The 23,137-nt window shown below is 68.7% G+C and carries 19 protein-coding genes; 14 read left to right on the plus strand and 5 right to left on the minus strand.

The genetic code is table 11. From position 1 onward, the window contains the following. The first annotated feature begins 20 nt into the window (after nucleotides 1-20). Nucleotides 21-800, plus strand: coding sequence for an SDR family oxidoreductase (locus tag ACTXG9_RS11120; RefSeq protein WP_111103914.1), 780 nt, complete (start codon nucleotides 21-23; stop codon nucleotides 798-800). An 11-nt stretch (nucleotides 801-811) separates the two neighbouring features. Further along, nucleotides 812-1,696, plus strand: a complete 885-nt coding sequence (gene bioC / locus ACTXG9_RS11125; protein ID WP_111098626.1) for a malonyl-ACP O-methyltransferase BioC — start codon at nucleotides 812-814, stop codon at nucleotides 1,694-1,696. A 114-nt stretch (nucleotides 1,697-1,810) separates the two neighbouring features. On the opposite strand, the gene ACTXG9_RS11130 is transcribed toward bioC, so the two are convergent. Both ACTXG9_RS11130 and ACTXG9_RS11135 read right to left on the minus strand, forming a co-directional pair. Next, the gene (locus ACTXG9_RS11130) at nucleotides 1,811-2,449 is read right to left on the minus strand and encodes a YdcF family protein (protein ID WP_456115710.1); all 639 of its coding nucleotides are present in this window, start codon (nucleotides 2,447-2,449) and stop codon (nucleotides 1,811-1,813) included. Beyond that, on the minus strand, nucleotides 2,446-3,408 hold the full coding sequence (locus tag ACTXG9_RS11135) for a pyridoxal-phosphate dependent enzyme (RefSeq protein WP_058979056.1): 963 nt from the start codon (nucleotides 3,406-3,408) through the stop codon (nucleotides 2,446-2,448). The genes ACTXG9_RS11130 and ACTXG9_RS11135 overlap by 4 nt, the downstream gene beginning before the upstream one ends. A gap of 159 nt (nucleotides 3,409-3,567) precedes the next feature. Here ACTXG9_RS11135 and ACTXG9_RS11140 point away from each other — a divergent pair, with 159 nt between their 5' ends. Further along, nucleotides 3,568-4,047 carry a hypothetical protein gene (locus ACTXG9_RS11140; protein WP_456115709.1) on the plus strand — a complete coding sequence of 160 codons (480 nt, stop codon included), beginning with the start codon at nucleotides 3,568-3,570 and terminating at the stop codon, nucleotides 4,045-4,047. A gap of 548 nt (nucleotides 4,048-4,595) precedes the next feature. After that, nucleotides 4,596-6,485: a tRNA uridine-5-carboxymethylaminomethyl(34) synthesis enzyme MnmG gene (gene mnmG, locus ACTXG9_RS11145; protein ID WP_456115708.1), complete on the plus strand. Its 1,890-nt coding sequence runs from the start codon at nucleotides 4,596-4,598 to the stop codon at nucleotides 6,483-6,485. An 82-nt stretch (nucleotides 6,486-6,567) separates the two neighbouring features. Here mnmG and smeC read toward each other — a convergent pair whose 3' ends face one another. From smeC to smeA, 3 genes are read right to left on the minus strand one after another with little or no spacing between them, the layout of a single operon-like run. Continuing rightward, the gene (gene smeC / locus ACTXG9_RS11150) at nucleotides 6,568-7,983 is read right to left on the minus strand and encodes a multidrug efflux transporter outer membrane subunit SmeC (protein WP_111103918.1); all 1,416 of its coding nucleotides are present in this window, start codon (nucleotides 7,981-7,983) and stop codon (nucleotides 6,568-6,570) included. After that, nucleotides 7,980-11,129, minus strand: coding sequence for a multidrug efflux RND transporter permease subunit SmeB (smeB, locus tag ACTXG9_RS11155; protein WP_456115707.1), 3,150 nt, complete (start codon nucleotides 11,127-11,129; stop codon nucleotides 7,980-7,982). The genes smeC and smeB overlap by 4 nt, the downstream gene beginning before the upstream one ends. A gap of 12 nt (nucleotides 11,130-11,141) precedes the next feature. Next, nucleotides 11,142-12,338: a multidrug efflux RND transporter periplasmic adaptor subunit SmeA gene (smeA, locus tag ACTXG9_RS11160; RefSeq protein WP_456115706.1), complete on the minus strand. Its 1,197-nt coding sequence runs from the start codon at nucleotides 12,336-12,338 to the stop codon at nucleotides 11,142-11,144. Between the two features lie 128 nt (nucleotides 12,339-12,466). Here smeA and baeS point away from each other — a divergent pair, with 128 nt between their 5' ends. From baeS to ACTXG9_RS11210, 10 genes are all read left to right on the plus strand, one after another. Continuing rightward, nucleotides 12,467-13,858, plus strand: a complete 1,392-nt coding sequence (gene baeS, locus ACTXG9_RS11165; RefSeq protein ID WP_456115705.1) for a sensor histidine kinase efflux regulator BaeS — start codon at nucleotides 12,467-12,469, stop codon at nucleotides 13,856-13,858. Continuing rightward, nucleotides 13,855-14,544: a response regulator gene (locus tag ACTXG9_RS11170; protein ID WP_021203339.1), complete on the plus strand. Its 690-nt coding sequence runs from the start codon at nucleotides 13,855-13,857 to the stop codon at nucleotides 14,542-14,544. Before baeS ends, ACTXG9_RS11170 begins: the two co-directional genes overlap by 4 nt. A 147-nt stretch (nucleotides 14,545-14,691) precedes the next feature. Beyond that, the gene (locus ACTXG9_RS11175) at nucleotides 14,692-15,513 is read left to right on the plus strand and encodes a nucleotidyltransferase domain-containing protein (protein ID WP_021203338.1); all 822 of its coding nucleotides are present in this window, start codon (nucleotides 14,692-14,694) and stop codon (nucleotides 15,511-15,513) included. Between the two features lie 164 nt (nucleotides 15,514-15,677). Continuing rightward, nucleotides 15,678-16,208 carry a gamma carbonic anhydrase family protein gene (locus ACTXG9_RS11180; RefSeq protein ID WP_019661650.1) on the plus strand — a complete coding sequence of 177 codons (531 nt, stop codon included), beginning with the start codon at nucleotides 15,678-15,680 and terminating at the stop codon, nucleotides 16,206-16,208. Nucleotides 16,209-16,331: 123 nt separating this feature from the next. Beyond that, entirely contained in the window at nucleotides 16,332-17,021 is a 690-nt protein-coding gene (locus ACTXG9_RS11185; RefSeq protein WP_019661651.1) for an RDD family protein, read from the plus strand. Then, nucleotides 17,018-18,010, plus strand: a complete 993-nt coding sequence (locus tag ACTXG9_RS11190) for a stage II sporulation protein M (RefSeq protein ID WP_021203337.1) — start codon at nucleotides 17,018-17,020, stop codon at nucleotides 18,008-18,010. Before ACTXG9_RS11185 ends, ACTXG9_RS11190 begins: the two co-directional genes overlap by 4 nt. Then, nucleotides 18,000-19,622: a DUF4129 domain-containing protein gene (locus ACTXG9_RS11195; protein WP_031270172.1), complete on the plus strand. Its 1,623-nt coding sequence runs from the start codon at nucleotides 18,000-18,002 to the stop codon at nucleotides 19,620-19,622. The genes ACTXG9_RS11190 and ACTXG9_RS11195 overlap by 11 nt, the downstream gene beginning before the upstream one ends. Then, on the plus strand, nucleotides 19,619-20,803 hold the full coding sequence (locus ACTXG9_RS11200) for a DUF4350 domain-containing protein (RefSeq protein WP_456115704.1): 1,185 nt from the start codon (nucleotides 19,619-19,621) through the stop codon (nucleotides 20,801-20,803). Before ACTXG9_RS11195 ends, ACTXG9_RS11200 begins: the two co-directional genes overlap by 4 nt. Then, nucleotides 20,800-21,786, plus strand: coding sequence for an AAA family ATPase (locus ACTXG9_RS11205; RefSeq protein WP_014648782.1), 987 nt, complete (start codon nucleotides 20,800-20,802; stop codon nucleotides 21,784-21,786). Before ACTXG9_RS11200 ends, ACTXG9_RS11205 begins: the two co-directional genes overlap by 4 nt. After that, nucleotides 21,783-23,081, plus strand: a complete 1,299-nt coding sequence (locus ACTXG9_RS11210; RefSeq protein ID WP_111098622.1) for a DUF58 domain-containing protein — start codon at nucleotides 21,783-21,785, stop codon at nucleotides 23,079-23,081. The genes ACTXG9_RS11205 and ACTXG9_RS11210 overlap by 4 nt, the downstream gene beginning before the upstream one ends. Nucleotides 23,082-23,137: the final 56 nt, after the last annotated feature.

The following is a 23,137-nucleotide window of genomic DNA, read 5'->3' on the forward strand; positions in this document are numbered from 1 at the left end:
GAATTCCGCAGGATTGACGCATGGATCTGGGTATCAACGGCCGCTGGGCACTGGTCTGCGGCGCAAGCAAGGGGCTGGGCCTGGGCTGCGCGCGTGCGCTGGTGCGCGAGGGCGTCAACGTGGTGGTCGTGGCTCGTGGCGAGGAGGCACTGCAGGTTGCCGCCGCAGGGCTGAGCGCCCTGCCCGGTGCCGCTGAGGTCCGCGCGGTCGCCGCCGACGTCACCACCGAGGCCGGCCGTGCTGCGGCGCTGGCCGCATGCCCGCAGGTGGACATCCTGGTCACCAATGCCGGTGGCCCGCCACCGGGCGACTTCCGCAATTTCGAGCGCGACGACTGGATCGCCGCGCTGGACGCCAACATGCTGGCGCCGATCGCGCTGATCCGCGCCACCGTCGACGCGATGATCGCGCGTGGCTTCGGCCGCATCGTCAACATCACCTCGTCGGCGGTGAAAGCCCCGATCGACATCCTGGCGTTGTCCAACGGCGCGCGCAGTGGTCTGACCGGTTTCGTCGCCGGCCTGGCGCGCCGCACCGTGGCCCACAACGTCACCATCAACAACCTGCTGCCCGGCCAGTTCGACACCGACCGCCTGCGCGCCAACTTCGCCCACAGTGCGGGCAAGGACGGCGATGCCGGCGAAGTCGCCGAACGCCGCCGCCAGCAGATTCCCGCCGGCCGCTTCGGCACGCCTGACGAATTCGGCGCCGCCTGCGCCTTCCTGTGCAGTGCACAGGCCGGTTACCTCACCGGGCAGAATCTGCTGATCGACGGCGGCGCCTACCCCGGTACGTTCTAAGAGAGTTCGCAATGCCGTCCCACTTCGATGCCCGCCATGTCCGTCGCGCGTTCGCGCGTGCCGCCACCAGTTACGACGCTGCCGCCGCCCTGCAGCGCGAGGTGCAGTCGCGGCTGATCGAATCGCTGGACTACCTGGAGGCACGCAAGCCCGAGGTGGTGCTGGACATCGGCGCCGGCACCGGCCATGCAAGTGCGTTGATGAAGAAGCGCTGGCCGAAGGCGCAGGTGATCGCGCTGGACGTGGCGCTGCCGATGCTGGACCAGGCCAAGCGCCAGGCCGGCTGGTGGAAGCCGTTCCAGCGCCTGTGCGGCGACGCCGCTGCGCTGCCGCTGGCCGACAACAGCGTGGACGTGATCTTCAGCAACCTGTGCCTGCAGTGGGTGGACGACCTGCCGGCGGTGTTCGCCGGGTTCCGCCGTGTGCTCAAGCCCGGTGGCCTTCTGGTGTGCTCCACCTTCGGCCCGGAAACGCTGATCGAACTCAACGAAGCCTTCGCCGCCGCCGATGACCGCCCGCACGTCAGCCGCTTTGCACAGATCGCCCAGTTCGGTGATGCGCTGATGATGGCCGGCTTCCGTGACCCGGTGCTGGACCGCGATCTGTTCACCCTGACCTACGACGACCTGCCCTCGTTGATGCGCGAACTGCGCGCGATGGGCGCAACCAACGCACGGGTGGACCGCCGCCATACGCTGACCGGGCGTAGCCGTTTCGCGGCGGCGGCAGCGGCGTATGAACCGATGCGGCGCAGCGACGGCAAGCTGCCCAGCAGCTGGGAAGTGATCTATGCCCATGCCTGGGCACCGGACCCGGGCGCACCGATCCGCGAAGGCGGGCATGACGTGGCCTCGGTACCGGTGTCGGCGATTCCAATCCGGCGCAAGCAGACCTGATCGTCTGGTAGTGCCGGCCGCTGGCCGGCAACCTCACGATTCCATGGTGGGCATCTGCCGGCCAGCGGCCGGCACTACCCAATGCGACGCCGCGCCCAACGCAGGCTTCCGCCCTCAGGTATTGGCCGGCGAACTCAGCGGCGGGCGCACCAGGTCGCGGTGGAAGAAGTAGATCTCCTGCACCAGGAAGCGCCAGCTGGTGTGGAAGCTGCGGAAGCGCGTGCTGGGCGTGGACGAGGCCAGCGCATCGATGCCCAGTGCCTTGCTCAGTCGCAGCGCGCGCGCCATGTGCAGCGGGTCGCTGACGATGATCACCCGGTGCAGGTCGCGCTGGTCCATCAGTCGCTTGGCTTCGACCAGGTTCTGCACGGTGTTGCGCGACGCGGTCTCGATCAGGATCGCATCGTCCGGCACGCCATGCTTCAGCGCATAGCGCCGCGCCACCTGCGATTCGGAGAAGCGCGCACCGGTGCCGCCATAGCCGCCGGTGAAGATCAGCAGCGGCGCGTACTGGGCCTCGTACAGGTCTAGTCCATGCCGGATACGTTCTTCGAACACCGGCGATGGCTTGGCGTCATAGGCGGCCGCACCCAGCACGATGATGGCATCGGCCTTGGCGGCCTGGTCGCGCTCACCCACCCAGACGATCCAGGCGGTCACGCCCAGCAGCCAGATCACCAGCAGGACAAACAGCCGCCACAGCCAGCCCAGCAGGCCGGTGCGGGGCCGGGGCCGGTGCCGGTCGCGGCTCATGGCGCGCCCCAGCGCAGCGCAGGCAGGTCGACATTGCCACCAGACAGCACCAGGCCCACGCGCAGGCCGGCAAAGCGCTGTGGCTGTGCCAGCACGGCAGCGAGTACGGTGGCCGACGACGGCTCGACCACCTGCTTGAGCACCTCCCACAGCAGGCGCATCGCCGCCATCGTCGCGGTGTCATCAACCACGATCACCTCGGCACCTGCCGCGCGCAGCAGTTCGAAATTCGGCGCGCCGATCAGGGTACGCAGTCCATCGCAGATCGTGTCCGGGGCGAACGCGCCCTGGCGCTCGCCAGCGGCCAGCGAGCGCGCGGTATCGTCGGCTCCGGCTGGCTCGGCCAGCACCAGGCGGGTCTGCGGGCTGGCGTGCTGCAGGGCCAGCGCGGTGCCGCTGGCCAGGCCACCGCCGCCGACCGGCACGACCAGCACGTCGAACGGGCCGTCGCTGTGCAGCAGTTCCAGCGCGGCGGTGCCCTGCCCCGCCATCACCGCCGGGTCGGTGTATGGATGGACGAGAGTCGCGCCGGTATCGGCCTGCACTTTGGCGCAGGCGGCCTCACGATCGGCGGTGGTCGGCGGGCAGCGCCAGAGGGTGGCGCCATGGCGCGCGATGTTGGCCAGCTTGGCCGCCACCGCGCCTTCCGGCACCACCACGTGACAGGGAATGCCACGCGTGCGCGCGGCCAGCGCCAAGGCGGCGCCATGATTGCCGGAGGAGTGCGTGACCACGCCGGCACTGGCGCGATCGGCCTCCAGCGACCACACCGCGTTGCAGGCACCACGGAACTTGAATGCGCCGCCGCGCTGCAGGTGCTCGGCCTTGAACGCGAGTTGCGCGCCGGCCAGCGCATCAAGCATGCGCGAGCGCAGTACCGGGGTCACGCTGGCATGCGGGGCAATCCTCGCCGCAGCAAGCAGGACGTCATCGGCGCGGGGCAACAGTGAATCGCTCATGACGCAAGATTAACGTATGGCTTCGCGCTGGCGACCGGGGCGCAGGTCATGCCAGCATGCAGGCCTACGCCTCCATTCATCCTGGCCGGCAGAATTAAGGGCCGATTCAACGCTGGCGCCCGAAGCTGACTGCACACCCGTCCTCTGGGGGGACCCACCATGAAAATGCGCCTGATGCTTGCCGGTGGCCTGCTGCTGGCCCTGACCGGCTGCACCACCTACGACTATGTCGGCGGCGGCCGCAGCGGCAGCTACTACCACGGTGCGCCGTCGGTGGAGTACCGCTACCCGGCCGGCTATCCCTACAACTACGGCCCCTACTACGGTGGCTATGGCGGCCACTACGGCGGCTACGGCAATCCGTATTACTCGCGCCCGATCTACCGCCCGCCGCACAACCATCGCCCGCCGCCGCGCCCGGGCAATGGTGGCGAGCACCGTCCGCCGCCGCCGTCGCGACCGTCGTACAACGGTGGTTCGCCGTGGCGGAACATGGACTCGATGCGCCGCCCGCCGCAGTCGAACGCACAGCCGCCGGCGCCCCAGGCCCGTCCGGCACCGGCACCTAGTGCGCCGAGGATGAACGGTTCCCCCTGGCGCAACATGGATCGTGCGACGCAGCGCACAGTTGAGCGCTGAACCGTCTTGCATTTCACACGGTCCAAGCCGCACTCTACGCGGACAGTGACGGCCCACGTCACAAAGTGACAAAAACGACACGGGCCGCCGCAAAAAGCTCTACGTCGATATCCGACAGGAACATCTGGATCCCCCCTGTTCCGGCCCTGTCGGATGTCGGCACCTCTGAAGGCAGACGGCCCCGCAATGCGGGGCCGTTTGTTTTGTCAGGTCGCCAACCGGCGAAAGCCCCAGCTTCAGTAGATCCACGCCATGCGTGGATGGCGCCTTCCCGACAGCCCCAAAAAAACAGGGCCGGACAGTCCCCCGACTGCCGGCCCTCTGCTCCCCCACCGTGCGCCTGTACCGGCCCCTGTTCCAATTCCGGTCACGGGCGCCTACGGCGCCAGCCACGATGGGTGCTATTGGGTTATCTGCAAAAATCCTGCCAACTTTAGGGCCGATTTCGCCGCCAACTGGCCGGCGCCGGCGTCCGGACCCCGAATGGCGCTAAAATCGCCACCCCGGCGGCGCCCCCGGCCGCGCCTGCCCCCAGCTGAACAGCCCCCATGAACCCGTCCTTCCATCGTCACGACGTCATCGTCATCGGCGGTGGCCACGCCGGCACCGAAGCCGCGCTGGCCGCGGCCCGCACCGGCGTGCGCACCCTGCTGCTGACCCACAACATCGAAACCGTGGGTGCGATGAGCTGCAACCCGGCCATCGGCGGCATCGGCAAGGGCCACCTGGTCAAGGAAATCGACGCGCTCGGCGGTGCGATGGCGCATGCCGCCGACCGCGCCGGCATCCAGTGGCGCACCCTCAACGCCTCCAAGGGCCCGGCCGTGCGCGCCACCCGCTGCCAGGCCGACCGCAACCTGTACCGCATGGCGATCCGCGCCATCGTCGAAGGCCAGGCCAACCTGACCGTGTTCCAGGCGGCCGTCGATGACCTGGTCATCGAAGGCGACGCCGTGCGCGGGGTCATCACCCAGACCGGCCTGCGCTTCGACGCCGAGGCCGTGGTGCTGACCGCCGGCACCTTCCTGGCCGGCAAGATCCATGTCGGCCCGACCCAGTACGCCGCCGGCCGCATGGGCGACCCGCCGGCCACCACGCTGGCCGCGCGCCTGCGCGAGCGCCCGTTCCAGGTGGACCGCCTGAAGACCGGCACGCCGCCGCGCATCGACGGCCGCTCGCTGGACTACAGCGTGATGGATGAGCAGCCCGGCGACTCGCCGCGCCCGGTGATGTCCTTCCTGGGTTCGGTGGACGAGCATCCGCAGCAGGTCAGCTGCTGGATCACCCACACCACCGAACAGACCCACCAGATCATCCGCGACGCACTGCACCGCTCACCGCTGTACAGCGGCCAGATCGAGGGCATCGGCCCGCGCTACTGCCCGTCCATCGAGGACAAGGTGGTGCGCTTTGCCGAGAAGGCCAGCCACCAGATCTTCGTCGAACCCGAAGGCCTGGGCATCGTCGAGATCTACCCCAACGGCATCTCCACCTCGCTGCCGTTCGACGTGCAGCTGGAGATGGTGCGCAGCATCCGCGGTTTCGGCAACGCGCATATCACCCGCCCGGGCTACGCGATCGAGTACGACTTCTTTGATCCACGCGGGTTGAAGGCTTCGCTGGAAACCAAGCTGGTCAACGGCCTGTTCTTCGCCGGCCAGATCAACGGCACCACCGGCTATGAAGAAGCCGCCGCGCAAGGCCTGTTGGCCGGCCTCAACGCTGCACGCCAGGTGCGCGGGCTGGACGGCTGGTGCCCGCGCCGCGACGAGGCGTACCTGGGCGTGCTGGTGGATGACCTGATCACTCACGGTACCAACGAGCCCTACCGCATGTTCACCAGCCGCGCCGAGTACCGCCTGCAGCTGCGCGAGGACAATGCCGACCAGCGCCTGACGCCGGCCGGCCGCGAGATGGGCTTGGTGGATGACCGCCGCTGGAACGCGTTCGAGACCAAACAGGCCGCTGTTGCTGCCGAACGCGCACGCCTGGGCGCGCTGTGGGCAACCCCGGCCAATGCGCTGGGCCGCGAAGTGCAGGACACGCTGGGTGTGGCGGTCAGCCGCGAGACCAGCGTGCTGGACCTGATCAAGCGCCCCGAGCTGGACTACGCGCAGCTTATGCAGGTGCCGTCGCTGGGCCCGGCGGTGGCCGACGCCAAGGTGGCCGAACAGGTGGAGATCGGCGTGAAGTACGCCGGCTACCTGGACCGCCAGCGCGAGGAGATCGAGCGCCAGCAGCGGCATGAAGCCACGCCAATCGCCGAAGCCTTCGATTACGCGGCGGTGCGCGGGCTGTCGGCCGAAGCGCTGCAGAAGCTGGAGCGCGTGCGCCCGCAGACCATCGGCCAGGCGCAGCGCATTCCGGGCATGACCCCCGCGGCAATCTCGCTGCTGCTGGTGCACCTGGAGCGTGCACGCCGCGGCCGCGTGGCGTAACGCGGGACCGTCCGCTTCTGGTGGGTACCGGCCAAGGTCGGCACGTACCGGAGCGGAAGACGCACCCACATTGGCGAACGCGCTAGCGTGCGTCGGCCCCGCCGCCCAGCACCTTGAACAACGTCACCCGGTTGCCTGCCTCCTGCTGCTGCAGCGCGATCAGGTCCTGCTGCGCGGCAAACAGGCTGCGTTGCGCATCCAGTGCCTGCAGATAGCCGTCCAGCCCGGTGCGGTAACGCGCATCGGCCAGCGTGTAGCTGCGCTGGTTGGCGGCCACCAGTGCGCGCTGTGCGTCCATCTGCACGGTCAAGTGATCGCGCGTGGCCAGCGCATCGGCTACTTCACTGAAGGCCTGCTGGATCGCCTTCTCGTACTGCCCGATGCCGATGTCCTTGCCGATCTTCGAGGCATCCAGCGATGCCTTCAGCGCGCCGGCGTGGAAGATCGGCGCGGTGATGCTGGGCGCGAACGACCAGCCACGGGTGCCGGCCGAGAACAACGTCGACAACGCGGTGGAGCTGTGGCCGTAATTGGCGGTCAATGTCAGCGTCGGGAAGAATGCAGCGCGCGCGGCACCGATATCGGCATTGGCCGCCTGTAGTGCGTGTTCGGCGGACAACACGTCCGGGCGCTGCAGCAGCACGCTGGACGGCAGGTTGGCCGGCAGCGGCGCCAGTGCCACGCTGCCATCCAGCGCCTGCGCGGTTGGCAGCAAGGCCGGATCCAGCGGCGCCCCTACCAGCAACTGCAATGCATCGCGATCCTGCGCCTGCTGCGTCTGCAGCTTGGCCAGCGCACCGCGCGCGGCTTCGACGCTGGTCTGTACCTGCGCCAGGTCCAGGCCCGAGGCCAGGCCTTGGGCGTGGCGGGCCTCGGTGCGCTGCAGGGTCTGCTGCTGGCTGTCCAGGGTCTGCCGGGTGAACGCCAGTGACTGCTCGTCCGCTGCCAACGCCAGCCACGCCGTGGCCACTTCGGCGACCAGGCTGGTGCGCGCGGCGCGCTGGTTCTCGGCGCTGGCCAGCCAGTTCTGCAGGGCCTCGTTCTTCAGGCTGCGGATGCGTCCGAACAGATCCAGTTCCCAACTGCTGATACCCACCTGCACGGCATCGGATTCGGTTACCTGGGTGGCACCGGTCTCGCTGTTGGCATCACTTACCCGCGAGCGGGTGACACTGCCGCTGGCATCCACCGACGGCAGCAGCGCCGCGCGCTGGATGCGGTACTGCGCGCGTTCCTTCTCCACCTGCAGCATGGCCACGCGCAGGTCGCGGTTGTTCTGCAGCGCCAGCGCGATCACCTGCTGCAGGCGCGGCTCGAGGAAGACTTCGCGCCAGGCTGGCACCGCCAGTGCTGGCTCGGCCTCGGCCGTGGCGGCATTGCCGAATTGTGCCGGCACCGGCGCCTCGGGCCTCTGGTAATGCGGCGCCATGCTCACGCAGCCGCCCAGCACGGTGGTCATCGTTGCGGCCGCAATGGCGCGCAGCAGCATCGGCTTCATGGGCTTGCCTCCGGGGCAGTGGCTTCGGCAGGCGCGCGGCCCGGGAACAGGCGGCGCACGAGCAGGTAGAACAACGGCACGAAGAACATGCCCAGCACCATCGAGGCGACCGTGCCGCCGGCCACGCCGGTACCCAGCGAGCGGCGCGCGGCCGAGCCAGCGCCGGTGGCGAACACCAGCGGCAGCACACCCATCAGAAACGCCAGCGAGGTCATCACGATCGGCCGCAGGCGCAGATAGACGGCCTGCAGGATCGCCTCGCGGGTGCTCCTGCCCTGCTGTTCAAGGATGCGCGCGAACTCGACGATCAGGATGCCGTTCTTGGCCGCCAGGCCAATCGTGGTCAGCAGGCCGACCTGGAAGTACACGTCGTTGTTGAGGCCACGCAGGTTCATCATCAGCACCGCACCAAACACGCCCACCGGCACCGCCAGCATCACCGCGAACGGCACCGCCCAGCTTTCATACAGCGCGGCCAGGCACAGGAACACGAACAGCAGCGAGATGGCGTACAGCATCGGCGCCTGATTGCCCGACAGCTGTTCCTGGTAGGCCATGTCCGACCAGGCATGGCTGAAGCCTTCCGGCAGCGCGTCGGCCAGGCGTGCGATCTCGGCCATCGCCTCGCCGGAACTGACGCCCGGCGCGGGCTGGCCGGTGATCTCCATCGCCGACACGCCGTTGTAGCGCTGCAGCGCGGCCGGCGCGCTGGTCCAGTGCGCGCTGACCAGCGACGACAGCGGCACCATCTGGCCGACCTGGTTGCGCACGCTCCAGCGCTCGATGTCCTGCGGCTGCATGCGCGCTTCGGCGGTGCCCTGGATGAACACCTTCTTGATGCGGCCCTTGTAGATGAAGTTGTTGACGAAGTCGCCGCCCAAGGCCGCATTCAAGGTGTCATTGATGTCCTGCGGATTCACGCCCATGGCCTGCGCCTTGGCGTCGTCCACCTTCACCGCATACACCGGCGCGTCTTCCAGGCTGGCGTAGCGCACGTTGACCAGCTTCGGATCCCTGGCGGCCTCCTTCAGCAGCGTGTTGCGCGCGGCCACGGCGGCGGCATGGCCGGCGCCGCCTTCGTCCTGCAGTTCCAGGGTGAAACCGCCCGCATCGCCCAGGCCAAGGATGGCCGGTGGCGAGGTGATGAACACCTGCGCATCGGGCACGCTGGCCATGGCCGCGGTCAACCGTGCGGCAATGGTGTCGGCGTCATCCTTGCGGTCATCCCAGTCCTTCAGGCGGATGAAGGCCTGGCCGACGTTCTGGCCGCTGCCGGTGACACTGAAACCGGCGGTGGCCTGGATCGACAGCACGCCGTCGTCCTTCACCGCGGCGGCACTCAGGCGATCCATCACCGCGCGGGTCTGCTCCAGGGTGGCACCGGCCGGCAGCTTCACCAGCGCGTTGAGCATGCCCTGGTCCTCGTCGGGCAGGAACGCACCCGGCAGGTGCCACAGCAGCAGGCCGGTGGCCACGCTCAGCGCCAGGTAGAACCCCACGCCCAGCGTGCGCCGGCCAAGGAAGCCATCCACCCGGCGACGCAGGCCGTTGGAGGTGCGCTCGAAACGGTGGTTGAACCAGATGAAGCACTTGCCCAGCAGGCTCGGCTCACCGCCGTGGTCGCCATGCGGATGGCCGCCCTTGGGAATCTGGTGCAGGATGCTGCCGCACAGGGCCGGGGTGATGATCATCGCCACCAGCACCGACAGGATCATCGCAGCGGCAATCGTCACCGAGAACTGGCGATAGATCACGCCGGTGACACCGCTGAAGAACGCCATCGGCAGGAACACGGCGGTCAGCACCAGCACGATGCCCACCAGCGCGCCGGTGATCTGGCCCATCGCCTTCAGCGTGGCCGGCTTCGGCGCCAGCCCTTCGAAGGTCATCACCCGCTCCACGTTCTCAACCACCACGATGGCATCGTCCACCAGCAGGCCGATGGCCAGCACCAGTGCGAACATGGTCAGGGTATTGATCGAATAGCCAAATGCCGCCAGCACGCCGAAGGTGCCCAGCAGCACCACCGGCACCGCGATGGTCGGGATCAGGGTGGCGCGCCAGTTCTGCAGGAACAGGTACATCACCAGCACCACCAGGATGATCGCCTCGATCAGGGTGATCACCACTTCCTTCAGCGAGATGGTCACGAACGGCGTGGTGGTGAACGCCACGTGGTAGGTGTAGCCGTGCGGCCAGTACTTCTGCAACTGCTGCAGGCGGGTCTCGATGGCCTTGGACACGGCGATGGCATTGGCGCCGGCATTGAGCTCGATGCCCAGCGACGCCGACGGCTTGCCGTTGAAGGTGCTGATGCTGTCATAGCTCTCCGGCCCCAGGCCGATCGTCGCCACGTCGCCCAGGTGCACTACGCTGCCGTTGGCATCGGCCTTCAGCACCACCCGCGCGAACTGTTCGGGCGTGTGCAGGCGGCTGCGCGCGGTGACCGTGGCGTCCAGCTGCTGGCCCTTCAGTGCCGGCTGGCCACCCAGCTCACCGGCCGAGACGTCGGTGTTCTGCGCCTGCAGTGCGGTCTCGATGTCCGACGGCATCAGCGCGTACTGGCGCATCTTCTCCGGGTCCAGCCAGATGCGCATGGCGTATTCCTGGCCGATCGGCTGGATGTTGCCGACACCACTGACGCGGCTGATCTGGTCGTCGATGCGCGCTTCCATGAAGTTGGCGACATCGAAGTTGTCCATGCTGCCGTCTTCGCTGGTGAACGACAGCACCTCGAAGATCGAACCACTGGACTTGGTGATGGTCAGGCCGTTCTGCTGCACCGCCTGCGGCAGCGTCGCCATCGCCGCCTGCAGCTGGTTCTGCACCTGCACCTGCGCGGTGTCCGGATTGGTGCCGGTGGCAAACACCAGGTTGACCTGCGCCGAGCCATCGGAGGCGCTGGTGGAGGTCATGTACATCAGGTGGTCCAGGCTCTGCTGGGACTGCTCGATGACCTGGGTGACCGCGTTTTCCACGGTCTGCGACGAGGCGCCGGTGTAGGTGGCGCGGATGGTGATGGTGGGTGGGGCGATCTGCGGGTAGCGGTCCACCGGCAGGATCAGGATCGCGAGCAGGCCGAGCAGGCTGACCGCGATGGCGATCACCCAGGCGAAGATCGGCCGGTCGATGAAGAAACGAACCATGCGCGGCAGGCCTCAGTGCGACGTTTCGTCGGTGTTGCCGGTCGGGTCGATCGCCGGCATTGCGGCCAGCTGCGCGGTGGTGGCCGCCACCGCCTGCACCTGCTGGCCAAGCGCTACCGCGCTGCCGTTGCTGACGATCACCCGATCGCCAGCCTTCAGCCCCCGCGTGATCTGCCACTGGTTGCCCACTACCTGGCCGGTGCTGACCCGGCGCTCGACCACGCGGTCCTTTGCGTCGAGCAGGCGCAGCAGCGGCTCGCCACGTTCATTGCGCAGCACCGCCTTCTGCGGCACCAGCAGGGCGCGCGCATCGGTGGCCATCGGCAGCACCGCCCTCAGGTACATGCCTGGCAGCAGCAGGCCCTCCGGGTTCGGAATGACCGCGCGCAGCACCACGTTGCCGGTGCCCGGGTCGACTGCGCTGCCGACAAACTCCAGGGTGCCTTCATGCGCGTACGTGCTGCCGTCCTCCAGCAGCACCTTCACCTGTGCCTTGCCGTCGATGGCTTTCACCCGGCCGGCATCGAGCTGCTTGCGCAGCGCCAGCATCTGCGTGCTGGACTGGGTGACATCCAGATAAACCGGGTCCAACCGCTGGATGGTTGCCAGCGCCGCGTCCTGGCCGGCGGCGACCAGCGCGCCAGCGGTGACACTGGACGTGCCGATGCGGCCATCGATCGGTGCAGTAACCCGGGTGTAGTCGAGGTTGATGCGGGCCGCCTGCAGCGCAGCGCGCGCGGCGATCACATTGGCCTGGGCCTGCTTCAGTGCCGAGGTGGCATCGTCGGCGTCCTGCTTGCTGGCCGCATCCATGCCCAGCAGCGTGCGGGTGCGCTCGGCCTTCGGCTGCGCCGACAACACAGTGGCCTCGGCCTGCGCCAGCTGGCCACGCGCGGTATCGAAGGCGGCCTGGTACGGCGCCGGATCGATCTGGTAAAGCAGCTGGCCGGCCTTGACCTGCTGGCCTTCGGTGAACAACCGCTGGCGGATCAGCCCAGCGACCTGCGGGCGCACCTCGGACACCTCGAACGGTACGGCGCGACCGGGCAGGGTCTGTTGCAGGGCCAGCGGCTGCACGCTGGCAGTGATGACGCCCACTTCAGGGGTGGCCGGGGCCTCGGGCCTGCCCGCCGAGCAGGCCGCCAGGGCCAGCAGCAGGGGCAGCAACAGCGGACGGGGGGAGCGGGACAGCGGGCGCAGGAGTGACATGGGGGGCGGGGGGGCCTTGCGTTGACCCGTGCACGCTGCCGTGGAACTGTGCAGAGAATATGGAGATTGTGCGACCGGCTCAGCGGGCGCTTGCTTTCGGCGCCGCATGCGCCGCTAATGGCCCCGCGATGGCGAAGATTCGACTCAAATTCGGCCTGACCGCGAAGACCTTCCTCGCGATCTTCACCGCCTGCCTGCTGGTGCTGGCAGTGAACGGTATTGCCAGCCGCGTGGCGTTCCAGACCGGCTTCCTGGACTACCTCAATGACCAGGGCGACCTGCGCATGCAGCGGATGATGCCCCACCTGCAGCGCGAGTACCGCGAGCACGGTGGCTGGGGACATCTGCATGGTGATGGCGACCGCTGGGCGCGGTTGCTGCGCCCGGATCTGGCCCATGGGCACGAAGGACCGGTGCCGCCGCTGTCCGACCAGACCGGCGTGCCGTCGCGTCTGGGCCTGTTCGATGCACAGCATCGGTTCGTAGCCGGCAACCCGGACGCCACCAGCGACGACGAGCCGCACGTCGTGCAGGTGGACGGGCACACGGTCGGCTGGCTGGGCATGGTGCCGTTCCAGACCGTCATCGCCACCAACGACCTGAATTTCTACAACACCCAGGTGCGCGCCTGGTGGGTGATCGGCATCGCCCTACTGCTGGTGACGGTACTGCTGGCCTGGCTGGTATCGCGGGCGCTGCGCCAGCGCCTGGCCAAGCTGGCCGCGGCCACGCACCGGCTGGCAGCCGGTGACTACGCCACCCGAATCGAGCGCACCAGCGACGATGAGCTGGACGCACTGGTCAACGACTTCAACCGGATGGCGCAGGCGCTGGACGATACCGAGCGCAACCGCCGCGCCTTCATCGCCGACATCTCGCATGAGCTGCGCACGCCATTGGCGGTGGTGCGCGCCGAGCTGGAGGCGATCGAAGATGGCATCCGTCCGCTGGACCGCGCCAACCTGGTGGGCCTGCAGGGCGAGATCCGCCAGCTGGGCAAGCTGATCGACGACCTGCACGACCTGTCGATGACGCAGTCCGGGGGCCTGGCTTACCGCTTCGCCCCGCTGGACTTGGCGGCCCTGCTGCGCAGCGAACTCAACGGCATGCGCATGCGCTTCGCCAATGCAGGCCTGGCGCTGGAGGAAGATCTGCCCGCCATGCCGTTGCAGGTGTCCGGTGACGAACGGCGCCTGCAGCAGGTGCTGGCCAACCTGCTGGAGAATGCACTGCGCTACACCCACGCCGGTGGCCGCGTACTCGTGCAGGCAGCGCACGTGCCTGCCGGCGTGCAGCTGATCGTGGAAGACACCGCGCCGGGCGTGCCGGCCGACAAGTGCGCGCTGTTGTTCGAACGCTTCTACCGCGTGGAGAGTTCGCGCAACCGGGCCAGTGGTGGCAGCGGGCTGGGCCTGGCCATCAGCCACAACATCATCCTCGCCCACCACGGCGTCATCCACGCCGAGTCCTCGCCACTGGGCGGGCTGCGCGTGGTCATCACCCTGCCGGAGCCTGCATGAGCACGTCGCCCGCCACGTCCGCGAAGATCCTGATCGTCGAGGACGAGCCACGCCTGGCCTCGGTACTGCGCGACTACCTGGCCGCTGCCGGCATGGCCAGCGAGTGGGTGGACGACGGTGGCCAGGTGATCGACGCGTTCGCGCGCTACCAGCCCGATCTGGTGCTGCTGGATCTGATGCTGCCGCAGCGCGATGGCGTGGACCTGTGCCGCGAACTGCGCGCCAGCAGCGATGTACCGGTGATCATGGTCACCGCACGGGTGGAGGAAATCGACCGCCTGCTGGGCCTGGACATCGGTGCCGACGACTACATCTGCAAGCCGTTCAGTCCGCGCGAGGTGGTCGCGCGGGTGGTGGCGGTACTGCGCCGCTATCGCCCGGACCCCGCTGCACGCGCCAACAGCGGCCTGCACATCGACGAGCCGGCAGCACGCGCCACCTGGAACGGCAAGGGCCTGGACCTGACGCCGGTGGAGTACCGCCTGCTGCGCACGCTGCTGGCCACGCCCGGCCGGATCTGGGCACGCGATGAACTGCTCGACCGCCTCTATCTGGACCACCGCGTGGTGGTCGACCGCACCGTCGACAGCCACGTGCGCAACCTGCGCCGCAAGCTGGCTGACGCCGGCATGGAAGGCGAACCGATCCGTTCGGTGTATGGCATGGGCTACAGCTACGAGCCGTGATCGCGTTCGCCGGGCTTGGCCCGGCGCTACCCCGTCATGCCTCGTCGACGAACGTCACCCTCTGGTAGCGCCGGGCCATGCCCGGCGAGCGCAGCGATGCAGACCTGCGCTACTGTCGATAACGCTCGACATTAAGAACACAACTGCATGGACGACATCCACCCGATCGCGCCGGACAAGCGCGCCGCCATTCTTTCCAGCCTCGCCGACATCGAACAGCGCCACAATGTGCGTGTGCTGCTGGCCTGCGAATCCGGCAGCCGTGGCTGGGGCTTCTCTTCGCCGGACAGCGACTACGATGCACGCTTCATCTACGTGCATCGCCAGCCGTGGTATCTCAGCGTCAACGAGAGCACCGGTCCCGGCGAAGCGCAGCGCGATGTGATCGAGCTGCCGATCGACGATGAGCTCGACGTCAGCGGCTGGGACCTGCGCAAGGCACTGCGGCTGGTCTCAAAATCCAATCCGACACTGATCGAATGGCTGCGCTCGCCGATCGTGTACCGGCAGGACGACGCCGCCGTGGCGCAGCTGTGGGAGGCAGCAGAGTCCTTCTATTCGCCGCTTGGCACGTGGTGGCACTACTTCAGCATGGCGCGCTCGAACCATCGCGGTTACCTGCGTGGCGAAACGGTACGCACCAAGAAGTACCTGTACGTGCTGCGCCCTCTGCTGGCCTGCCAGTGGATCGAGCACGAGCAGACACCCCCGCCGATGGCCTTCGAGGATCTGCTGGATCGACTGCTGCCGCACGGCCCGGTGCGTGAAGCCATCGATGCCCTGCTGGTAGTGAAACGCGCCAGTGCCGAGGTCAATGCCGGACCACGCATCGCGGCGATCAGCGATTTCATCGATCGTGAGCTGGCCACCCGCGCCGAGCAGGCCCCACGGCTGCCTGCTGGCCAGGGCGACAGCGCCTGGCTGGACGTGCTGTTCCGGCGGATGCTGGCCGAGCACGCGCCGTCCTGAGCGGTTGCACCCGTTTCTGGTAGCTGCCGACCTTGGTCGGCACCGAGATCACCATCCACGCATGGCGTGGATCTACTGTGTATCCGCGCGGCCCCAGGGCGGTACCTCCCCCAGCGGACGCACGCGTATCATCGTCGCGGACGCCCTGATTTCCGGAGACATCGATGAACCCGCTGCGCCCCTTCCGCGACAAGATGCCCGTCCTCGGCGAGCGCGTGTACATCGACCCGTCGTGCACGATCATCGGTGACGTGGAGCTGGGCGAGGACGTCTCGGTGTGGCCGGGCACGATCATCCGCGGTGACGTCAACTACGTGCGCATCGGCGCACGCACCAACGTGCAGGACGGCACCATCATCCACGTCAGCCACCACAGCCCCTACAACAAGGCCGGCTACCCGACCCTGATCGGCGAAGGCGTGACCGTCGGCCACGGCTGCATCATCCACGCCTGCACCATCGGTGATTACAGCCTGATCGGCATGGGTGCCTGCATCCTCGACGGCGCGCGGGTCGAGCGCCATGGCTTCGTCGGCGCCGGTGCCGTGGTCGGCCCGGGCAAGGTGGTCGGCGAAGGCGAGCTGTGGGTGGGCAACCCGGCCCGCCCGGCACGCACGCTGAGCGACAAGGAAATCGAGGCGCTGCATTACTCGGCCGACCACTACGTGCGGCTGAAGGACGAATACCTGGGCTGAGCGGCCAACGCCGCCATGCGGCTCTGCTAAAGTCTGGGCCCGACCAGGACCTGTCGAGACCCCCATGCCTGTGGCTGCCTGCCGGAGAGGACTCCGGCGCCCACAACGAAGGCCATCACGCTGATGGCCGCACCGATGCTCGATACCTACCGCGAGGTGGTAACGCCGGAGGGTGTGCCGCTGCAGTTGCCTGCAGCCGGCCCGGTACCGAGGGCGATGGCCTGGCTGGTCGATCTCGGCGTGCGCATCGCGGCACTGGTGCTGATGTCGATTCCGCTGGCACTGCTGGACCAGTTCGGTTCCGGCCTCTACCTGGTGCTGATGTTCCTGGTCTACTGGGCCTACCCGATCGTCTGCGAAGCAGTGTGGGGACGCACCCTGGGCAAGCGTGCGCTGGGGCTGCGCGTGCTGTCCCGCGATGGCGCGCCGGCAGGCTGGATGGCGGCGATCACCCGCAACCTGCTGCGCACGGTGGACATGCTGCCCTTCGGCTATGCGCTGGGCCTGATCAGCAGCCTGTTCGATCCTCATGGCCGCCGTCTGGGCGACCTGGTGGCAGGCACTGTGGTGGTGCATGCGCCCGCGCTGTACCTGCCACCGCCGCCGACCATCGGCAGCGTGCTGGCCCCGCCGCAGCCCCTGCGACCAGAGGAACAGGCCGCGCTGATGGCCTTCGCCGAGCGCGCGCCACGCTTGTCGGCGGCGCGCCAGCAGGAGCTGGCCGGTATTGCCGAGCCACTGACCGGCACCCACGGCCAGGTCGGCGTGTTGCGCCTGTATGCGATGGCCAACTGGCTGCTGGGGCGGCGATGAAACAGGAGCAGTTCGTCGCCCGCTACCAGCAGGAATGGCAGGATCTGGAGCAGTGGCTGCTGCTGCGTGCCGGCGCCTCACGCCGCACGCGCCGCAAGGCCAGCGGCCTGGCACTGGACGACACTACCTTCCCGCAGCGCTACCGGCGGCTGTGCCAGCAGCTGGCGCTGGCCCGCGAGCGCGGCTACAGCCCGCAGCTGGTGCAACGCCTGCAGCAGCTGATGCAGCAGGGCCACAGCGTGCTGTATCGCACGCCGCCAACGCGCTGGCGGCGTGCCCTGGAGTTCCTGGTGGCCGATTTTCCGCTGCTGGTGCGCAGCCAGGCGCGCAGCATGTGGGCGGCGCTGGCGATGTTCGCGCTGCCGGCGGTGGCCTGCTTCGTGCTGGTGCAGGTCTATCCGGACCTGATCCACATGCTGATGGACAACCGCCAGATCGCCGAGATGGAGCGCATGTACGATCCCGCCGCCGAGCGCCTGGGGCGTGACAGCGGCACCGACTGGATGATGTTCGGCCACTACATCATGAACAACATCAGCATCGCCCTGCGCGCCTTCGCCAGCGGGCTGCTGGCCGGGCTGGGCACGCTGCTGGTGCTGCTGTTCAACGGCGTGATCATCGGTTCAGTGGCAGGCCACCTGCAGCACATCGGCCATGGCGACCCGTTCTGGCGCTTCGTGGTCGGCCACGGCGCCTTCGAGCTGACTGCGATCGTGATCGCCGGCGGTGCCGGCCTGCAGCTGGGCATGAAGCTGCTGGCGCCGGGCCGGCGCAGCCGCCTGGATGCACTCGTCGACGGCGGCCGCATCGGCGCGCGGCTGTGCCTCGGCGTCGCCTTCATGCTGTTGGTGGCCGCCTTCATCGAAGCCTTCTGGTCATCGATCGCCGAAGTACCTGCATGGGGCAAGTTCAGCGTGGCCGGTGTGTTGTGGGCCGGCGTGCTGCTGTGGCTGTGGCGCGGCGGACGTGGAGCTGGCCATGCGCATTGACCACCTGGACGTGGCGCTGCGTGCCCGCAGTGGCTGGGAAGCGATGGAGCTGGGCACCGCGCTGTCCCGCCGTCACGCGCGCGCGCTGTGGGGCAGCTGGCTGCTGGCCAGTGCACCGCTGTTCGTGATCTTCAACGCGCTGGGCTGGTGGCTGGATGCCTTCGGCTGGGCCTGGCTGGCGATGTGGTGGTGCAAACCGCTGTTCGAACGTGCGCCGCTGTATGTGCTGTCGCGCGGCATCTTCGGTGAACCAGTCGGCACGCTGGCCGCGCTGCGTGCGCAACGTCACTGGGGCAACAGCGGCTTCTGGGGCTACCTGGGCTGGCGCCGCTTCAGCGTACTGCGCAGCCTGTGCCTGCCGGTGAACCTGCTGGAAGGCAACACACCGGACCAGCGCGGCCCACGCCGCCGTGCGGTGGCCGCCGGGGCTGCAGGCGCGGCACTGGTGCTGACCGTGAGCTGCATGGCCTTCGAAGTGGTACTGGTATCCGGCGCGATCGGTGCGGTGTTCATGTTCATGCCACTGGAGCTGATGTCCGAATCATGGCGCGCCGCATGGGACATGATCGGCCAGGACACACCCGCATGGGCACGGCTGGGCTTCAACCTGGCGTGCTGGCTGGCCTCGGTGCTGATCGGCCCGTTCTTCGTCGGTGCGGGCTTTGGCCTGTACTTGAACCGGCGCACGCAGATGGAAGCCTGGGATGTGGAGATCGCTCTGCGCCGCCTGCGCGAGCGGCTGCTGCCGGCGGCATCGACGCTGGCCCTGCTGCTGTGCCTGGCACTGCCGCTGGTCTCCGCACCGGTGCATGCGCAGGACACAGACGCCGAGCCCGAACGAGCCATGGGCAAGCCCAACGACCGTGGCATCGACGCCGAGGAAAGCGACGAAGCACCGACCATCGACCCGGCCAACACCCCGGCAGCGATCTTCGGCGGTACGCCGGTGGACACCGCCGGTTTCCGTCAGGCAGTGAACCGCGCCTATGAAGACCCGCTGCAGCGCCCGACCCGCCAGGTCACCCGCTGGAAGCCGATCGAACAGGCCGAGGAAGAGAAGAAGGAAGACAAGCAGCTGCAGCGTGGCACCAACAGCAACGGTGAACGCAAAGCGCGCAAGGACGGCATCGCCTGGCTGGCGCGGCTGGCCGAATGGGGCCTGTGGGGGCTGCTCGGCGTCCTGCTGCTGGTGCTGCTGCTGACCGCACGGCTGTGGCTGCCGTGGCTGCGGGGCAGTGGCCGACGCAAGGCCGAGGCCGCACCGCCGGTGGTGGAGGAACAGGTGGAGTTGCCGGTGGTGCTGCCGCCGGACGTGGCCACCCAGGCCGGCCTGCTCTGGGACCAGGGCCGGCCGCGGCAGGCGCTGGCCCTTCTGTACCGCGCCAGCGTGCGCACGGTGGGCGAGCGCAGCGGTATCGCGCTTCCACCCGGTGCCACCGAAGCGCAATGCCTGCGCGCGTCGCGGCGCATGCCCGAGGCCAGCGACCGTGACCTGTTCGCGCGCATCGTGCGCATGTGGCAGTACGCCGCCTACGGTGGCCGCCTGCCCAGCCGCGCCGATTTCGATGCGATGGCCGATGCCCTGCGCCAGCAGTACGGGTGGCAGGCATGAGTCCGCGCCTGTTCTGGTCGCTGCTGCTCGGTGCATTGGTGCTGCTCGGCGTACCGCTGGCGATCCTCTACCTGCGCACGCACGAGCGGGTAACCGAGACCATCCGGCTGCCGCCACGGGGCGAGGCGGCCTACAACCCGCTGTACGTGCTCGGCCAGGCCCTGCGCGCTGATGGCATCGCCGTGCACTCGCGGCCGCGGCTGGACCTGCAGCAGATGGCGCTGGGTCCGCACGACACGCTGGTGGTGCTGCAGGACAGCAGCGAACTGCCGGCGCCCGTTGCCAGCGCGCTGCTGGACTGGGTCGACCGTGGCGGCCACCTGCTTGTACGTACACCGCCGCCGGTCGAGGACGATGCCGGCAGCAAGCAGGGCCCCCTGCTGGACCGGCTGGGCGTGGACAGCCTGTTCCAGCGCAGCGATTGCCAGCCGTTCCATGTCGACGACGATCCTGGCCACGTTGAATTCTGTGCTGGCCGCCGCTTCACCCTGGGTTTTGCCGCCAATGCGCAGGCCGAACGCCGCTGGGGCGGTGACCGTGACCTGGTGTTCGCGCGCCTGCGCCATGGCCAGGGCAAGGTGAGCGTGCTGGCGGACATGGAGTTCCTGCGCGGTGATGTCGACTCGCCTGCCGCGCGCCTGGCCGCGGCTGCCGGCGGTGCCAGCGATGGCCTGCACGACAAGGCTCACCGCGACCTGACCCGCTATCTGCTCGATCCGAACTACGGCAAGGGTGCGGTCTGGCTGATCTATGCCAGCCGTCCACCGTCGCTGTGGGCGCGCCTGTTCTACCAGGGCTGGCCGCTGTGGGCGCCGCTGCTGCTGGCCCTGCTGGGCTGGTTGTGGGCCCGCTCGCAACGCTTCGGCAGCCTGCTGCCGTCACCGGTACTGGAACGCCGTTCGCTGCTGGAACACGTGCACGCCAGTGGTGAATTGCTGCTGCGTTTCGGCCACGGTACGCGCCTGTACGAGGCCGTTCTCGCCCTGTTCCTGCACCGCCTGCGCCTGCGCGCACCGGTGGCTGCCGCACTGGATGGTGCGCCACGCGAACAGGCCATCGCCGAACTGCTGAAGTGGCCGCAAGGCCGTGTTGCCGCCGCACTGACGCCACCTCCGCCGCACGATTCCTCCGCCCTGCGCGAGCGTATCCGCTTGCTGCTCCAGATGAGATCCCTGCTATGACCGAAGTCCCCGAGCTGCCGGCGGCCGCCAACGCCCGCCTGATCGAACGCGTCGATGCCATCCGCACCGCCGTTGGACACGCCTTCATCGGCCAGGCCGATGTACTGGACCAGATCCTGGTGGCGCTGCTGGCCGGTGGCCACGTGCTGATCGAGGGCGTGCCCGGGCTGGGCAAGACCCTGCTGGTGCGTGCACTGGCACAGGCCCTGGAGCTGGACTACGGGCGCGTGCAGTTCACCCCCGACCTGATGCCCAGCGACGTCAGTGGCCACGCGGTGTACGACCCGAAGAGCGAGAGCTTCAAGATCCGCCGCGGCCCGGTGTTCACCAACCTGCTGCTGGCCGACGAGATCAACCGTGCACCGGCCAAGACCCAGTCGGCGCTGCTGGAAGTAATGCAGGAAGGCCAGGTGACCATTGAGGGCAAGGCCTTCACCCTGGCGCCGCCGTTCATGGCGCTGGCCACGCAGAACCCGCTGGAGCAGGAAGGCACCTACCCGCTGCCGGAAGCACAGCTGGACCGCTTCCTGCTGAAGGTGCTGATCGACTACCCCCAGCTGGAGGACGAGAAGCGCATGGTGACCGCGATCACCAGCGGCCGCGCTGCCAGCGATTTCGACCTGAGCCAGGTGCCGCGTGTGCTCGGTGCCGGCGAGCTGCTGGAACTGCAGCGTGCCACTGCGGCGATCACCGTCGATGACGAGGTGATCGACTACGCGGTGCGCATCGTCGCCGCCACCCGGCAGTGGCCGGGCATCGCCGTCGGCGCCGGTCCGCGCGGCAGCATCGCGCTGGTGCGTGCCTCGCGCGCACAGGCGGTGCTGGCCGGCCGCGACTTCGTCACGCCGGACGACGTGCGCGACATCGCCCGCCCGGCGCTGCGGCACCGCATCGCGCTGGCCCCGGAACTGCAGATTGAAGGCCAGGACGCCGACGACGTGCTGGGCGCGCTGCTGGCCAAGGTGGAAGCGCCGCGCCGATGAGGCCGGCCCCGCTGCTGCTGGCGCTGCTGCTGGCCTGGGCCGCCCTGGGCGGGCTGGTGCTGGGCGGATGGCTGCCGCGCTGGAGCTGGGCACTGGCGGCCGTGGCCATCGCGTTGCCCGCGCTGTGGGACCTGTGGCGGCAGTGGCGGCGTGCATCGCCGCAGGTGCAGCGCGAGCTGCCCGAAGCGCTGGCACTGGGCGTGCGCCGCGAGGCGGCGTTGCGTGTGCAGGCCGAGCAATCGATGACGGTGCAGGTGTTCGACCTGGTGCCCGGCGGCTGGCCGCTGGAAGCGCTGCCGCAGCGCGTGAGCCTGCAGGCCGGTACGGCGTCCACCCTGCACTACCACCTGCAGCCGCTGCAGCGTGGGCACTTCCGCTTCGAGGGGGTGCACCTGCGCATGCGCTCGCCGTGGCGCCTGTGGTGGCAGCAACGCACGCTGCCGCCGGCGCTGGAGGTGCGGGTCTATCCGAACTTCGTGCCGCTCACCCGCTTCGCATTGTTCAGTGCCGACCAGGCCTCGCGGCTGGTCGGTGCGCACGTCAAGCGCCGCCGTGGCGAAGGCACCGACTTCCACCAGATGCGCGAGTACCGCATCGGCGACAGCCTGCGCCAGCTGGACTGGAAGGCCACCGCACGTGCGCGCAAGCTGATCTCGCGCGAGTACCAGGACGAGAAGAACCAGCAGTTGCTGCTGATGCTCGACAGTGGCCGGCGCATGCTGGCCAGCGAAGGCGGGCTCTCGCACTTCGACCATGCCTTGAATGCCTCGCTGGTGGTGGCCTACCTGGCGCTGCGCCAGGGCGATGCCGCCGGCCTGTACGCTGCCGGGGGCGAACGCCGCTGGGTGGCACCACAGCGCGGCATGGGCACGGTCGAGCACCTGCTGCGCGCCAGCTACGACCTGCAGCCGCGCGCGGTGGCCACCGACTACCTGGCTGCGGCCACCGAAGTATCGCTGCGCCAGCGCCGGCGTGCGCTGGTGATGCTGGTCAGCAATGTGCGCGACGAGGACATCGAAGACCTGCTGGCGGCGGTGCGCCTGCTGCAGCGGCGCCACCTGGTATGCGTGGCCAGCCTGCGCGAGCGCGAGCTGGATGGCGCGCTGGAGGGTGACGTGCAGACCCTGGAAGACGCCACCCAGGCCGGTGCCGCCGCGCTGTACCTGCAGCAGCGCGCGAAGGCGCACGAGGCACTGCGCAACGAGAAGGTGATGGTGCTGGACGTGACCGCCGACGCCCTGCCCGGCGCGCTGGTGGAGCGCTATCTGGCGGTGAAGCGCGAAGGGTTGTTGTAGCCCTGCGCTTGACCGGAGCCGAGCATGGGCTCGGCTCTACACGTGTTGTTCCGTAG

Source organism: Stenotrophomonas maltophilia group sp. LNF247 (assembly GCF_054083135.1).

Excerpts from the sequence above, each read along its gene's own strand:
- ACTXG9_RS11185 (WP_019661651.1), top strand. The coding sequence starts at position 16,332 with ATGGCCGCACCGATGCTCGATACCTACCGCGAGGTGGTAACGCCGGAG.
- ACTXG9_RS11205 (WP_014648782.1), top strand. The coding sequence starts at position 20,800 with ATGACCGAAGTCCCCGAGCTGCCGGCGGCCGCCAACGCCCGCCTGATC.
- ACTXG9_RS11135 (WP_058979056.1), bottom strand. The coding sequence starts at position 3,408 with ATGAGCGATTCACTGTTGCCCCGCGCCGATGACGTCCTGCTTGCTGCG.
- smeC (WP_111103918.1), bottom strand. The coding sequence starts at position 7,983 with ATGAAGCCGATGCTGCTGCGCGCCATTGCGGCCGCAACGATGACCACC.
- ACTXG9_RS11210 (WP_111098622.1), top strand. The coding sequence starts at position 21,783 with ATGAGGCCGGCCCCGCTGCTGCTGGCGCTGCTGCTGGCCTGGGCCGCC.
- ACTXG9_RS11180 (WP_019661650.1), top strand. The coding sequence starts at position 15,678 with ATGAACCCGCTGCGCCCCTTCCGCGACAAGATGCCCGTCCTCGGCGAG.
- bioC (WP_111098626.1), top strand. The coding sequence starts at position 812 with ATGCCGTCCCACTTCGATGCCCGCCATGTCCGTCGCGCGTTCGCGCGT.
- smeA (WP_456115706.1), bottom strand. The coding sequence starts at position 12,338 with ATGTCACTCCTGCGCCCGCTGTCCCGCTCCCCCCGTCCGCTGTTGCTG.
- ACTXG9_RS11175 (WP_021203338.1), top strand. The coding sequence starts at position 14,692 with ATGGACGACATCCACCCGATCGCGCCGGACAAGCGCGCCGCCATTCTT.
- smeB (WP_456115707.1), bottom strand. The coding sequence starts at position 11,129 with ATGGTTCGTTTCTTCATCGACCGGCCGATCTTCGCCTGGGTGATCGCC.
- ACTXG9_RS11195 (WP_031270172.1), top strand. The coding sequence starts at position 18,000 with ATGCGCATTGACCACCTGGACGTGGCGCTGCGTGCCCGCAGTGGCTGG.
- ACTXG9_RS11170 (WP_021203339.1), top strand. The coding sequence starts at position 13,855 with ATGAGCACGTCGCCCGCCACGTCCGCGAAGATCCTGATCGTCGAGGAC.
- mnmG (WP_456115708.1), top strand. The coding sequence starts at position 4,596 with ATGAACCCGTCCTTCCATCGTCACGACGTCATCGTCATCGGCGGTGGC.
- ACTXG9_RS11190 (WP_021203337.1), top strand. The coding sequence starts at position 17,018 with ATGAAACAGGAGCAGTTCGTCGCCCGCTACCAGCAGGAATGGCAGGAT.
- ACTXG9_RS11140 (WP_456115709.1), top strand. The coding sequence starts at position 3,568 with ATGAAAATGCGCCTGATGCTTGCCGGTGGCCTGCTGCTGGCCCTGACC.
- ACTXG9_RS11200 (WP_456115704.1), top strand. The coding sequence starts at position 19,619 with ATGAGTCCGCGCCTGTTCTGGTCGCTGCTGCTCGGTGCATTGGTGCTG.
- baeS (WP_456115705.1), top strand. The coding sequence starts at position 12,467 with ATGGCGAAGATTCGACTCAAATTCGGCCTGACCGCGAAGACCTTCCTC.
- ACTXG9_RS11130 (WP_456115710.1), bottom strand. The coding sequence starts at position 2,449 with ATGAGCCGCGACCGGCACCGGCCCCGGCCCCGCACCGGCCTGCTGGGC.
- ACTXG9_RS11120 (WP_111103914.1), top strand. The coding sequence starts at position 21 with ATGGATCTGGGTATCAACGGCCGCTGGGCACTGGTCTGCGGCGCAAGC.